Genomic DNA, 13342 nt, shown 5'->3' on the forward strand with positions numbered 1-13342 from the left:
CCGGCTCTTGGGATTTTTCCGAAAGCAACAATATATGCGAAAACAGCCTTTAATAAAATTAAGAGCTGCCACGAAAAACCTTATTAACGGTGGCTGTTTTTAGGGAAAATGAATTAAAAAATGAAAGGGCTTGGGTGCGGTATGCATCCAAGCCTTTCTATATGACTGATGAGATCCATTTTATTTCTTTTTACCGGCCTCTTAAGGGTTCGTAGACCACATGCCCGAAGACTTAATGAACACTCGGCGGTTTAATTTCAGAGTGGAAACAATCAATTCAGCCAAGTCCTCCGGCTGCATAACATTTTCAGTGCTGCCTGACAAAAGGTTGTTTTCTTGCGCCAGGTCTGTCGCGACTGTGCTCGGTGTCAGCGCAGTCACACGGATATTGTGTTTGCGGACTTCCTGCATTAGTGATTCTGTCAAACCTAAAACACCAAACTTTGATGCACTGTAGGCACTTGTTACAGGAGCTCCTTTTTGACCTGCAGTAGAAGAAACATTGATGATATCACCCGTTTTTCTTTCTATCATCTCAGGCAGGACAGCTCTGGTTGCATTGTATACGCCCATTAAATTCACACGGATAATTTTTTCCCATTCGTCCGGATCGAGTTCAAGGAACCCACCGAATTTAGCTGTACCTGCATTGTTGATAAGGATATCAATGCTTCCTAAGTCTGAACGGATATGCTCTGCTGCATGAGTTACAGATTCAAGATCTGAGACATCTGCAACTGCTGCAGATACTTTTACACCATACTCGGCCAGCTCCTCAGAGACCTTTTCCAGGTTCTCCATTGTCAGACCAAGCAATCCTACATTGACTCCTTCCTTGGCTAACGCAATGGCTGCGGCACGGCCGATTCCCCTGCCAGCTCCAGTAATAAGCACCGATTTTCCTTTTAAGTCCATATTATAACTTCCTCTCTTTTTGGTAATGACTTTTTTCTCATAATTGCTGTTTTCGAAAAACCCCAAGAGCCGGATTTCTTCTCTAATTGCGGAGATGGGCTCTTTTCTTTTCAAGATAACTCAGGCAAGTTTACGAAAAAAGCATTAGTATTTTTACCTCTTGATTTTGGCTTGTTGCGGATTTGAATGCAAGAATTTTGCTTAGTGATTTTTACTCTATGTAGTTTGCCGTTATGAGACGGTGAATATCCTGCTTTTAATTCCAGCCGGCCCGCAGAAGGATCAGGAGAGCCTCACCTAAACCTTTTCGCACTGGCAGTCCAGCAAAATCCGCTACCATTGACATGTCCAACTGTAAATCATATCATTACAGTAAGAAGTCTGGAGGAAGTGATTGCAGTGAATAGTGAATTTACGATTGCCGTTCACAGTTTAGTCTATTTAGCTTATCTGCCTGAACATATGGCGAGCAGCCAGTCAATCGCCCATAACGTCGCAACTAATCCGGTGAGGGTCAGGAAAATCATGAGCTGTCTCAGGGAGGCAGGTTTTGTAAAAACAAAAGAAGGGACCGGTGGGGGATATACTCTTACTGCTGATCCAAAAGACATTACATTGGGACAGGTATATCGTTCCGTCTCTTTCGGAGCCATTAAACCGACATGGTGCAAGGGAGAAAGAGAAGAATCCTGTCTAATTTCAACCAATATTCAAAAAGTTGTCAATGGTATTTTCTTAGAAGCTGATCAATTTTTTGCGGAATATCTTGATAAAACCACCATAAAATCAGTATTGAACCAAATCAAAGGGCAGACAGAATGAGACTGATGATTTGACAACAAAAACTGTAAGTTATATGATTACAGTAAGAAGTTCGAAGTAAATTGCACAATTGATGATATCAGCTTAAGTGTTAAAACCATTTAGGCTTTTCTTTTAGTATAACTGTAACTTTTATAATTACATTTATAGGAAGGTGAGTGCATGAATACAAAGAAAATAACCGTTGGAGATTGGGTTAAAGCCAAGTCCTTTGAAGGTGAAATTGTCATTGGCTATATTGAAAATGTGAATAATAACGGCAAGTCAGTGAGAATAAAAGCTGTCCAAGCTGAACAAGTCGGAGTAAAAGGCAGTTCCATTGAGACACCTATCCAATCAGTTACACCATTACAAAAATTTCACAAAAAAACCAAAGCTGATATTTTTGGACTAATTGACCTAGCTCTTCTGACACATGATAAGGAATGGTTTGAACGACTGACTGCAGACCTGAAGGATCTTCATGAAGGTCCTGCCAGCAATGGCCAAGCAAGAAAGCCATTTTCTACAGGAAGCCGGTTAAATTTCCATTTGTAAAAAATTTGAATCTTACCCACAATTGAATTGGAGTGTTTAGAAATGAACGAAAACTATGATGCTTTGCTGAAAACTTTTACTTTTAAAAATGGAGTACAATTGAAAAACCGGGTTGTCCTTGCTCCTATGACCAACTTTGCTTCAAATCCTGATGGGACTGTAACAGATGAAGAAATCAATTATTATATCCGCCGTTCCAAAGGTGTTGGAATGGCTATCACCGCTTGTACAAATGTTACTCCAAACGGAAAAGGGTTTCCAGGTGAATTTGCAGCTGACAGCGATGAAATGATTCCCAGCCTGAAAAGACTGGCAGATGCCCTAAAAGAACAGGGAACAAAAGCTATTCTGCAAATTTTCCATGGAGGAAGAGCCTGCCCTCCAGAATTGGTACCTGATGGAGACATCGTCAGCGCCAGTGCTGTGGCTGCAGAAGGAAGCGAACATACTCCAAGAGCCCTGGAGGAAAGAGAAATAGAAGAAATCATTAAAGCTTTCGGTGATGCGACCCGCCGTGCGATTGAAGCAGGATTCGATGGGGTAGAAATCCACGGAGCTAACGGCTATATTCTTCAGCAGTTCTTTTCGCCGCATTCCAACCGCCGTTCAGATAAATGGGGAGGCAGTTTGGAAAACCGCTTGAATTTCCCGCTGGCTGTCGTTGATGAAGTTAAAAAAACAGCTGCACAGCACGCAGAAGATTCTTTCATCATAGGTTACCGTTTCTCTCCTGAAGAGCCGGAAACACCAGGCATAACGATGGATGAGACTCTTGTTCTTGTAGACAAACTTGCCGATCAGAACCTTGATTATCTGCATGTATCGCTAATGGACTTCTGGTCTGAACCAAGAAGAGGAGTGGAAGCTGATCAAACAAGAATTCAATATCTGTTAAACACAATCAATGACAGGGCCCCGCTGATCGGAGTAGGCGGTATTCATACTCCTGAAGAAGCGCTAAAAGCTCTTAACGCAGGTGTCCCTTTACTGGCGCTGGGCCGTGAGCTGATCATGGAACCGGACTGGGTCCAAAAAGTGGAAGAGGGTAGAGAAGACGAGATAGCAACGACTCTGTCAAAAGACGATCAAGAAAAATTAGTGATACCCGATTATCTGTGGAACGCCATCATCAACACACCAGGATGGTTCCCTGTAAAAGACTAGAAACTATAAAGCGGCCGCTTTTGGCCGCTTTATCTTTATATTACTACACTGGACAAGAGTTCAAATGATAAGGCTGATTACACATATATTGTTGCTTTCGGATATACCAGGATACTAAGAGTTATCTCTTATCGGGTAAGAATAGCTCTTTTCATTTCAACATTACCGCATTTTACTTCTTAATATTGATATTTCTTCAGAATTAGTATCAAATAGCAACAAAGAATACGAAAAGAACCAGTGATAAAGACATACACCATGTGGGTTCATTTTGCTGAGGTAGTTAGATAAGAATATGAGGAAATAATGGTTGCTGTAACAACTATACGATATTGGGTGTATTACTATTTTAACAGCCGTCATAATTCCAATTTTAAGTTTTAATAGCTCAGTCAGCTTCGAATTGTATTAATAGTAAAGCATGGTCATTTTTAAAAATGATATTATACGCACTGGGATCAGGCTGATAACAGCTTTCGTTAACACAGGAGCCACATTCTTTGCCATAACCCCTTTCCTGCTAAATAGTCTTAGTAAAATAAATGTACCAATCCTATCATATATAAGTAGGGAGCTATAACTTTTGGAGGTGAATACATGGATATTATTGAAGCAATCAGATCTCGAAGAAGCATGGGGCTGGTTAAAGACGAACCGGTTCCGGAAGAAGTCATTCATCAACTACTGGAGGCAGGCAGCTGGGCACCAAGCCATTTTCGTACTGAACCCTGGCGTTTCTTTGTGCTGACTGGCGAGGGGAGAAAACCTCTAGGAAGTGTTCTGGTTGAAATCGCGAAGGAGAGCATGGACGACCCATCCAGTGAAACCAGCCGAAAAAAACTGGAGAAAACGCTGGTCAAACCGTATAGGGCTCCCCTTGTAATCACGGTGGCAGTTGAACCGTCAGCTGATAATCCTAAGGTAATTGACATAGAAGAATATGGAGCTGTGTATGCAGCTATACAAAATATGCTTCTTGCCGCACACGGCCTTGGTCTCGGCGGCTTTTGGAGAACTGGTCAACCCGCTTACCATGGGAAAATGAAAGAGCTGTTCGGTTTATCCGAAAAAGGGGAAGTCCTGGGGTTTCTTTATTTCGGTTATCCCAAAAGAGAGGCTCCCCAAGGTAAACGGAAAGATCTCAGTACATGTGTGAAATGGCTTAATGCCGAAAAAGATTTTGAGAATCTATAATTCTGCTTACATTCCTACGCTGATTTTTATTTTGATAAACAAACCTCACCCTTCATTTGAATCGGATAAAAAACCCTGTCAATCCATTTTTCCAAGACAGGGTTTTTGAAATTGTCATTTCTAGTCTAAGAATAAATTGATCTAATTTGCTATAATTGGTTCTTAAGCTATGACTGTTTTCTCATAAGGTGTTACTTTCCAAAAATCACAAAGTTAGCGAAAAGAGCTTAATCTAAAGTAAAAGGCATTATCCCAAATACTATAACTACACCTAAAAAGGAGGAATCCGGAATGGGAATTGTTGTTGTTGAAATTTGCGATGGCAGTTTGATTAATTCTATAAATCTGGAAGAGATACTTGAATCCAAATATCCGGAAGTATCTGTCCTTGAAAACACTTGTTTATCTTTTTGCGGCATGTGTGCCAAACGTCCTTATGCTATTGTTAATGGCAAGCGGATTTTTGCCAAGACTGCTGAAGAATGCTTGAAAAAGATTGAAGAGCATATAGAAAAAGAACTTGCAATTTATGCATAAGATGGAATGGCAGGGGTTAGCATGAAATTGATTCGTATATATAACAATGCTTTTAAGCTGCCGAACAAAAAAGCACGCAACTTTTTAAATAAGACAGATTTGACCAATACTTTGTTTTATTTGTTTTCTTTAGTCATCATCATCAACCTTCCTGGGTTTGTGGAGGTTTTGATCAATGGAAGAGAAGGGGGAAGCCTTTTCCTGATCCAATTCCTTGTTCTAGGCCCGTTTTTTGCAGCTTTTGCACTTCTTGCGGGAATATCCCTGATTACCGTCTTGCTGGTTGGAGCAGCTGCGGCTTTACAACGGAAATTAAAGTATCAATATTTATGGAAAATGGCAGCATTCTCGCTGCCCCTTCCAATCCTGGCTGGGTATGCAGCTGATTTGATTTTTCCGCTTGAATGGCTGCCGGCAGCTGTATTTCTTGTCATTTTCATCATGATTCATTTGAAACTGATAGTGGATTTTCCTAAACGCAAGCTTAATTAGCGAATATTTTCAATTTATATGGTAATGTATAATTGTGAAAATAATGAGAATGTTTGCTTTACAGCATAAGAATTTCCATTGGGAGGTAGTACTATATGAAGCTTGTTGGCCTATCAGGTGCCTTGGCTGGTTCAAAGACCGCCATTGCGGTGAATGAAACTTTAAAGACCGCTGGCAGACTGAATGCAAACCTGGAAACTGAAATGATTGATCTTAGGGACTTTGACGTAGAAATGGTTAAAGGGTATCCTTTAGAAAAATATAATGAAGATACACAGATTGTCGTTAAAACGCTTCTCTCTGCAGATCTTCTTGTTATTGGGACACCGATTTATCAGGCTTCCATTTCTGGGGTACTCAAAAATCTGTTTGACCATATCCCTCAGGAAGGATTTGACGGTAAAGTGGTCGGGATGGTCGCAACTGCAGGATCAGAAAAACATTACCTGGTCCCGGAGTATCATTTAAAGCCAATTATTTCTTTCCTGAAAGGGACCCTGCCTGCAAGGAATGTATTCGTTCACACTTCCTGCTTCGACGGAAGCAATGTTATTATCAATGAGGATGTTCTGAATCGAATGGAGAAAATGAGTGAAGAGATGATTAAACTATATACTTCCAACTAAACTATAAGCAAAGACAGCCCCCATTTTACAGGAAAACTATTCCAATAAATGTTATTTTGAGCTATACTAAAAGAAATACATAAGAACCCGGGGGCTGGCCAATGCTTCATTATTCAGAAAAGCCGACTTACTATGATGGGAGCGGGAAGGATTCACTGTCATCGAAACAGCTTGTCAACAGTAAACAAACCATTGTCACTCCTGTTTCAGCAGAGGTTTTGATCAAGTTTCCTTGTTTTCCTTATTTAAAATAACCAAAAGAAGTGGATGCCTTTAGCAGGGCATCCACTTTTTCTTGTTTATTTTAGTTGTTCACTTACGGCCAGCCAGTTCAGCAGCTCTTGCTAATCCTTCTTCAATAATTGTTTGTGCTTGATCCGGATATTGGTTGTGGCCTTCTATGATTACGCTTTGAATATCCGTCACTCCCCAGAAGCTCAGCATTGTTTGAACATAATTCACTGACATCTCTGAGTTTTGTGCAGGACCCTCTGAATAGACTCCGCCCCGTGCATTAAGCAATACAGCCTTTTTTTCACCAAGCAATCCTACAGGTCCTTCTGGAGTATAACGGAATGCTTTTCCTGCTTGTGCCATGTAATCAAGATACGTATGGAGAACGGCTGGGACCGAGAAATTCCATAGCGGGAAGGCAAAAACTACTTTGTCTGCTTCAAGAAATTGATTTAGATATTTGTTGACCGTGTCTGCTGCTGTTTGCTCTTCCTCAGTCAATTCCATGCCTCTCGAAAGCTTAAACATTCCGTTAATCATGTCATTATTATAATAAGGAAGATTTTCATGGAAAAGATCAAGCTCGGTGATCTCATCTTCAGGATGTGCTTCCTTGTAATTTTCTAAGAACGTATGATACAGCTTCACACTAACAGCCTGTTCGATTGGCCTGCAGTTTGCTTTAATAAATAATACTTTTTCCATGATGGTAATACCTCCGTTGATATATACTCTAGTTGTCATAGCAACTTCTCAGGATAGAGAGATTTTTCATTTCTCTCCATGAACATTGGTGTTGATCTTGTTCAATAACCTTTCTAATTCCGCAACCTCTTCAGAAGAGATATTTTTACAAACCAGCGAGTTGAACTCTTCAGTGATGGGAAGCACCTTATCTCCCAAGGTTTTTCCTGTATCGGTCAGGTAAAGTTTTAGAGAGCGGCGGTCATCCTGGCAGCTGGTTCGTTTGATGAACCCCTTGTTCTCAAGATTCGAGGCCATACGGGCAATATTGGTTTTGTCTTTGCCCAGGTTTTCAGCAAGCTGATTTTGAGTCAGGCCATCTTTTTCCCAAAGAAGCATCATGACCAGATTCTGCTCTGGAGCCAGGTTGAAATCTTCCAGCATTGATTTAATATAGCTGGTCAGGTTCAGATCGGTTTTATGAATACTGATACTTATATAATCTTTAAATTTAATGTTCACTGGTTTCCTCCGTTAATTAGTTGCTATAACGACCAATTACTTGGAACAGTATAATCGTCTATAAAATAGAAGTCAAATAACAAGATTTTTGTTTAAAGTCAAATCTATAAAGCAGGGAAAAGGGATAAGACAAGTTACTGTATTTATATTCAAGATCTATGGTAGAATCTAAAAACTGATTGAAGCCCTGGATTACCTATTAATGAAGAAGGGTACGATATAAGAGTAGAATGTATGGTTTTTAGAAAAGGTATGATAAAAAATGAAGAAATTACATAATCACCCTGTTTGGCTGGGCCGCTTTCTAGCGTCAGACCCCGGCAGAAAAAGATTTCAGTCGGCAGGTAAAACAACGATCAGCATCATCACGTCCGTCTTTACTATGATGCTTTTACTTAATGTATTTAATTATGGCACCATAACTCCTGCCATCGTTGCCGGTATGGTGGGACTGCTGTCAATCATGCTGGTAATGGATGACACGCTGGCAAAGAAAAAAGTAACTACGCTTCTTATTGGAGTAAGCGGGGCAGCAGGTGTTACTCTTGGTTCTCTATCAACGGGCCACCCATTTATTCTGAATATTTTAATGGTCATTATCATTTTTAGTGCCTTTTATTTTTCCAAATTACAGATACGGTATTTCTCAATGGGCATGACTGCCTTTATGACGACTTATTTTTCATCGATTCTGGGATTGGATGCAGCTCATTTATCCTGGTTTTACATAGGTATTGGATGCGGAGTGTTTTTTTCATTTCTATATAATTTTGTCATCTTCAAAGGATCGGCCCATGAATTAAGAAGAGGAATGCGTTCTTTTCATATTCAGACGAATCTGGTTCTCACACTTTTAATTCAATGGATATTAGAACCGGAGAACAGAAAACAGAAAAAGAGACTGCTGGATAAAAATGTTCAACGATTGAACGAATACTCTCGAATGGTAGCGGGAGACATTACCGAGGAAGACTTGAGGAAGCTATGGCCGGGTATCACGCTTTCCCAACTACGCCTTTATATATTTGATGCTGAAATGCTTATTCAAACGCTGACAGCTTCCGTTGAAAAATTGGAGGCGCAGCGAGCTTTCGAGCAGAATGATATTAAGGAATTAGTCGTCCGGATCGTTCAATCCTTAAGGGATACTAAAGTTCTATCCCATAACTACTCATCACTCGCTCTTCAAGACGCTGAATCTGCTGTGCAAGAGCTTCGTTTACTACTTGCTGAAGTTCTGAATTTGCAGGAGGAACCCCAAAAGTGGGTTTATCCTCTAAGAAGAATTGAATCCATTGCAAACCATGTAGTCGATGCTGCTGTGATTATTCAACAATCACTGAATTCTCCAGAGTCCCGCCAGAGCATCGATAAATACTACAATGATTCTTCACAAGAGGAAAAAACAGATCTGCCGGAAGAAGAAGAAACAAAAACATTAAAACCAACAACAAGGAAAGCCGTTCAGTCCATTGTGGCTGGTATACTTGCCATAATTACGGGGCATATTATCTCACCTGTACAGCCATATTGGGTACTTCTGACAACCTTTATTATTCAGATTGGAACAGAATCAGTCGGAAGGACCTACGTTAAAGGCTTTCAGCGCTCACTTGGTACAGTAATTGGAGCAATAGCAGGTTTCATTGCCGCAAATCTTGTGACAGGAAATGCCGCCCTTGAAGTGATATTGCTTTTTGTTGTCATTTTTCTTACATTTTATGTTTTTACCGTTTCGTATACATGGATGAGTTTCTTTATCACAATGCTGATCGCCTTCATGTATGACCTCTTGCTCGGCGGAATCAGTGTTGAATTAATTACAGCCAGAGTAATTGATACCATTGCAGGAGCTCTGATCGCTTTGCTCGTGTCTGCGCTTGTTCTGCCAAAGAAGACGACAGATAAAGTAACAGAGTCTTTCGATGATTTTCTGGAAGAGCTCAAAGGGTACACCTCTGATTATTTAAAGACATTCATAGATCAGGAGCCTAAAGAACTTACTGACCAAGCCTTCGATTTAGATCAGAAGCTGCAAGTGATCAAGGATGAGGCACAATCACTTCCGCAAAGGCCGGACTCTGCAAGAAAGTCTGGTATCAGCCGATGGATGCTGGTGGTTACTTCTATCAATTATTACGCCAAACACTTGCTTGCTTCCTCACATAGAAATGTCTCTGCCGGCGTCCCTGCGGATTTACAGGAAGTGTTTGTCATGACAGAAAGAAAACTTAGAATCAACATGGATATACTCCAAGATCTTATAAAACAAAAGGAGAATAAGTCCCTATTCTGGAGTTTGGATGAAGAAAGAGACAGAATAGAAACTCTATCACCAAGCAGACAAAAGGGGAAAGCCGATTTGATCCACCATATGTATTATATTTGGCGTATTAACCAATCAATCGTCGCCCTTGGTAAGGAATTAGGGGCAGGAGAGCGGAAGTGATTCCGCTCTTTTTTATTGGCTGTTTCCTCAGTGGTTACGCCTTCAGATTTCCACTTCTCCTACGCAAAAGGGAAGGACAGGGGAAACAGCATTCTTCAGCAACAATCCTTTAGAATAGAGCCTTTTTAATATATTTCCGATTTTCTCCAAGGTTATAAGTCTCGAGAATAAGTATGTGTTACTATAAGAGTATACGTTCGGTCAGGAGGGATGAGTATGATTACAAATGAAAGTGATGTACTCCAAGTGGTCAGAGAAGATAAATGGATGGTGGATATTTTAGAAGCTGCAAGAACCTTAGATCTGCCTGATTGGTGGATTTGCGCTGGTTTTGTCCGGTCAAAGATTTGGGATACCCTGCACGGCTTTAGTGGAAGAACGGAAATCCCTGACGTGGATGTGGTCTACTTTGATTCCGCACAGGTGAACGAAGGTGTTGAAAAGAAGCTTGAAAGGAAGTTAGCGGAAGAACTTCCCAATGTCAGGTGGTCTGTAAAAAACGAAGCAAGAATGCATATTATCAATAATCTGCCGCCATATACATCATCTGTGGATGCGATTTCAAAGTTTCCGGAGACTGCCACTGCACTAGGCTTGAAGCTGGACTCAAAAGGAGATCTGATTCTTAGTGCCCCTCATGGTTTGGATGATGTCATCAATATGGAAATCAGGGCAACTCCACAATTTAAAACCACGAAAGAACTTGCCTCAATCTACGAAGATCGAATTATCAAGAAGGATTGGCAGTCGACTTGGAAGAAGGTTAAGGTCTTTTACTGATTAGGTAGATGATCTATAATAAAAAATCGTATCGACAGGTAACGGGTTCTGCTTTGAAGTATTAACTTCTAATTAGCCAAAGAAAATGTTAAGTGATTCCTACAAGAAAACAATGTCTATTGATTTCCACTCCAGGCGCGTGACTCCGCGGGGCGTGCGGTGAGCCTCCTCGGCTTCGCCTGTGGGTCTCACCTGTCACGCTAGTCCCGCAGGAGATCACGCACCTTCCGTTCCAATCAAATTATTGTAAGATTTTTTATAATTAACTACTTTCCTATATATTAGTATTAGGATTTAAAGTGTATAGGAAATTGACGCCTTATATTTTGTAGAACAAAAAGTTCTGTCATTTGCTATTTACGGGAATATTTTATAACCACTTGAACAGATTTACCAGCAAGAAACCCTTAAATCAACAAAAAAGGAGTGCCAAAATCAATGCGGTTTTACATTCCTTTTTATATGCAATTTTTAATTTAGTACTAGAAAACAGAACCCGTTAATCAACTGGGACTTTTTTCTAACAGAAATAACCTTGTCCTCATGGCATCGTACAAAGCCACAAGGCCGTGTTAAAGCAGAAAGACATAGGGTAATTCTTCTCGCTGGAGCAGGGTGTTTACTCTCTACGTACTCGCATTTTAAGATAGGGAAATCCTTTTCAATATAATCTATTACAGTTTCCAAAAAGCTTCATGTATAGACCAACAAAAAAAGACCACCCAGAGGCAGCCTTCATTCTTAAACCATTCCTATTATCCATCCCCCGATGGCACCAGTCAATACTACCATCCAAGGCGGAAGCTTCCAATACACGAGCATACTGAAAAGAACTGCTGCAAACGCAAAGTCGACAGGTGCCAGGATTGTGCTGGTCCAGATCGGGTGGTAAAAAGCTGAAATCAAGATTCCAATTACTGCAGCATTGACCCCCATTAAAGCACCTTTGATCTTCGGGTTTCTCCTGAGAGAGTCCCAGAAAGGAAGCGTTCCATAAATCAGAAGAAAGGCGGGAAGGAAAATAGCAACTGTTGCAATCAGTCCTCCTTGCCAGCCATTCATCACGGCACCAAGGTAAGCTGCAAAAGTAAACAGAGGACCAGGCACTGCCTGAGCTGCACCGTAACCTGCCAGAAATGCTTCTTCACTCAGCCAGCCTGTTGGTACAAATTCCTGTTCCAATAGAGGAAGAACAACATGGCCACCTCCAAACACGAGAGACCCTGATCTGTAGAAACTGTCGAACATGGCAATCCAGTTAAGTGCTGTCGCTTCTCTAAGTATTGGCAGAAGAATCAGCAATCCAAAGAACAACGTCAAGCAGATGATGGCGAATCTTTTGGATAGAGGAACCTTTAATTCCGATTTCTGAGTGTCTGAATGATTTTTATACAGTAAGAAACCTGCTAACCCGGCTAGGAGAATCACAGCAACCTGAGAAAAGGCGCTCTGCCACAGAAGAGTGACTATCAAAGCTAGCAGGGCTAATGTTTTTCTAGACAGATCAGGAGCGAGCTTAGCGGACATCCCTAAAATCGCATGGGCAACAACCGCTACTGCCACAATCTTCAACCCCTGAATCCAGCCGGCATTTGCAACATTGAATTCAGTAAGCAGCACTGCGAATAAAATTAATGCAATAACAGAGGGGAGGGTAAATCCAATAAAGGAAACGATTCCTCCTAATGCCCCTGCTCGCATGACTCCTATCCCAATTCCGACCTGGCTGCTTGCAGGACCGGGAAGGAATTGACAGAGCGCTACCAAGTCTGCATAGCTTTTTTCATCTATCCATTTCCTTCTTAAGATATATTCATTATGAAAATACCCTAAATGGGCCACAGGCCCTCCAAAGGAGGTAAGGCCAAGTCTGGTTGATATGATCAGGATTTCCAATAGAACTTTAAGACTTGTTTTCTGTTTCATTTCTTCACCTTCTTTTCAATCATGATTGTTTTCATTACTCTTTAATTTCCCTGAATAATTCGTATGCTTTTTCTCGTGCTTCCTTTAGGATTTCATTTCCTTTTTCAGTAGTTCTGTAATACTTTCGGATTTTGCCTCCTACATTTTTATCTTCTCTCACAAGCAGCCCATCCGTCTCCATAGAATGCAGGATAGGATAGAGTGTACCTGAACTAATACTATAACCATGCTCTCTTAATTCTTCTGTCATCCACGTTCCATATACAGGATGCTCTTTGGCATGATGTAAGATGTGTATGTGAATGAAGCCGAGAAAAAGTTTTCTTAGTACTTTATCCTCCATAATTACGAACCTCCAATGGCTTCAATTTCGAAAACCAATATCGAATTACGATATAGACAGTTTATAGGAGGAACTTAACTTTTTCAAGGCGATAGAGGAATATTTACAGTGACTTAA

The 13342-nt window shown here is 40.8% G+C and carries 15 protein-coding genes; 10 read left to right on the forward strand and 5 right to left on the reverse strand.

From position 1 onward, the window contains the following. Nucleotides 1-201 precede the first annotated feature (201 nt). The gene (locus FZC78_RS12120; protein ID WP_148939959.1) at nt 202-915 is read right to left on the reverse strand and encodes a 3-ketoacyl-ACP reductase; all 714 of its coding nucleotides are present in this window, start codon (nt 913-915) and stop codon (nt 202-204) included. A gap of 399 nt (nt 916-1314) precedes the next feature. Between FZC78_RS12120 and FZC78_RS12125 the strand changes: the two genes are divergently transcribed. The 8 genes from FZC78_RS12125 to FZC78_RS23705 all read left to right on the forward strand — a co-directional run bounded on the left by FZC78_RS12125 (nt 1315) and on the right by FZC78_RS23705 (nt 6541). Then, complete coding sequence (locus tag FZC78_RS12125; RefSeq protein ID WP_148939960.1) at nt 1315-1737, forward strand: Rrf2 family transcriptional regulator; 423 nt, start codon at nt 1315-1317, stop codon at nt 1735-1737. A 162-nt stretch (nt 1738-1899) separates the two neighbouring features. Next, a complete protein-coding gene (locus FZC78_RS12130) occupies nt 1900-2274 on the forward strand; it encodes an IDEAL domain-containing protein (protein WP_148939961.1) in 375 nt (124 codons plus the stop codon). A 42-nt stretch (nt 2275-2316) separates the two neighbouring features. Then, nucleotides 2317-3438, forward strand: coding sequence for an NADH-dependent flavin oxidoreductase (locus FZC78_RS12135; protein WP_148939962.1), 1122 nt, complete (start codon nt 2317-2319; stop codon nt 3436-3438). Between the two features lie 597 nt (nt 3439-4035). After that, nucleotides 4036-4632, forward strand: coding sequence for a nitroreductase family protein (locus FZC78_RS12140; protein ID WP_148939963.1), 597 nt, complete (start codon nt 4036-4038; stop codon nt 4630-4632). Between the two features lie 291 nt (nt 4633-4923). After that, nucleotides 4924-5169 carry a DUF1450 domain-containing protein gene (locus FZC78_RS12145; RefSeq protein WP_148939964.1) on the forward strand — a complete coding sequence of 82 codons (246 nt, stop codon included), beginning with the start codon at nt 4924-4926 and terminating at the stop codon, nt 5167-5169. Between the two features lie 21 nt (nt 5170-5190). Continuing rightward, the gene (locus FZC78_RS12150) at nt 5191-5661 is read left to right on the forward strand and encodes a hypothetical protein (protein WP_148939965.1); all 471 of its coding nucleotides are present in this window, start codon (nt 5191-5193) and stop codon (nt 5659-5661) included. Nucleotides 5662-5756: 95 nt separating this feature from the next. Continuing rightward, entirely contained in the window at nt 5757-6287 is a 531-nt protein-coding gene (locus tag FZC78_RS12155) for an NADPH-dependent FMN reductase (protein WP_148939966.1), read from the forward strand. Between the two features lie 101 nt (nt 6288-6388). Beyond that, nucleotides 6389-6541: a hypothetical protein gene (locus FZC78_RS23705; protein ID WP_187444923.1), complete on the forward strand. Its 153-nt coding sequence runs from the start codon at nt 6389-6391 to the stop codon at nt 6539-6541. A 58-nt stretch (nt 6542-6599) separates the two neighbouring features. Here the strand turns inward: FZC78_RS23705 and FZC78_RS12160 are convergent, their stop codons facing one another. Then, complete coding sequence (locus FZC78_RS12160) at nt 6600-7226, reverse strand: FMN-dependent NADH-azoreductase (protein ID WP_148939967.1); 627 nt, start codon at nt 7224-7226, stop codon at nt 6600-6602. 66 nt (nt 7227-7292) lie between these two features. Then, complete coding sequence (locus FZC78_RS12165; protein ID WP_148939968.1) at nt 7293-7727, reverse strand: MarR family winged helix-turn-helix transcriptional regulator; 435 nt, start codon at nt 7725-7727, stop codon at nt 7293-7295. Nucleotides 7728-7989: 262 nt separating this feature from the next. Here FZC78_RS12165 and FZC78_RS12170 point away from each other — a divergent pair, with 262 nt between their 5' ends. Continuing rightward, the gene (locus FZC78_RS12170) at nt 7990-10176 is read left to right on the forward strand and encodes an FUSC family protein (RefSeq protein WP_148939969.1); all 2187 of its coding nucleotides are present in this window, start codon (nt 7990-7992) and stop codon (nt 10174-10176) included. 210 nt (nt 10177-10386) lie between these two features. After that, nucleotides 10387-10956: a nucleotidyltransferase family protein gene (locus FZC78_RS12175; RefSeq protein WP_148939970.1), complete on the forward strand. Its 570-nt coding sequence runs from the start codon at nt 10387-10389 to the stop codon at nt 10954-10956. Between the two features lie 741 nt (nt 10957-11697). Here the strand turns inward: FZC78_RS12175 and FZC78_RS12180 are convergent. Both FZC78_RS12180 and FZC78_RS12185 read right to left on the reverse strand, forming a co-directional pair. Continuing rightward, a complete protein-coding gene (locus FZC78_RS12180) occupies nt 11698-12882 on the reverse strand; it encodes a chromate transporter (RefSeq protein WP_148939971.1) in 1185 nt (394 codons plus the stop codon). A gap of 34 nt (nt 12883-12916) precedes the next feature. Further along, nucleotides 12917-13225: a PadR family transcriptional regulator gene (locus FZC78_RS12185; RefSeq protein ID WP_148939972.1), complete on the reverse strand. Its 309-nt coding sequence runs from the start codon at nt 13223-13225 to the stop codon at nt 12917-12919. Nucleotides 13226-13342 lie beyond the last annotated feature (117 nt).

Source organism: Rossellomorea vietnamensis (assembly GCF_008180415.1).
In the GTDB taxonomy this organism is placed as follows: domain Bacteria; phylum Bacillota; class Bacilli; order Bacillales; family Bacillaceae_B; genus Rossellomorea; species Rossellomorea vietnamensis_C.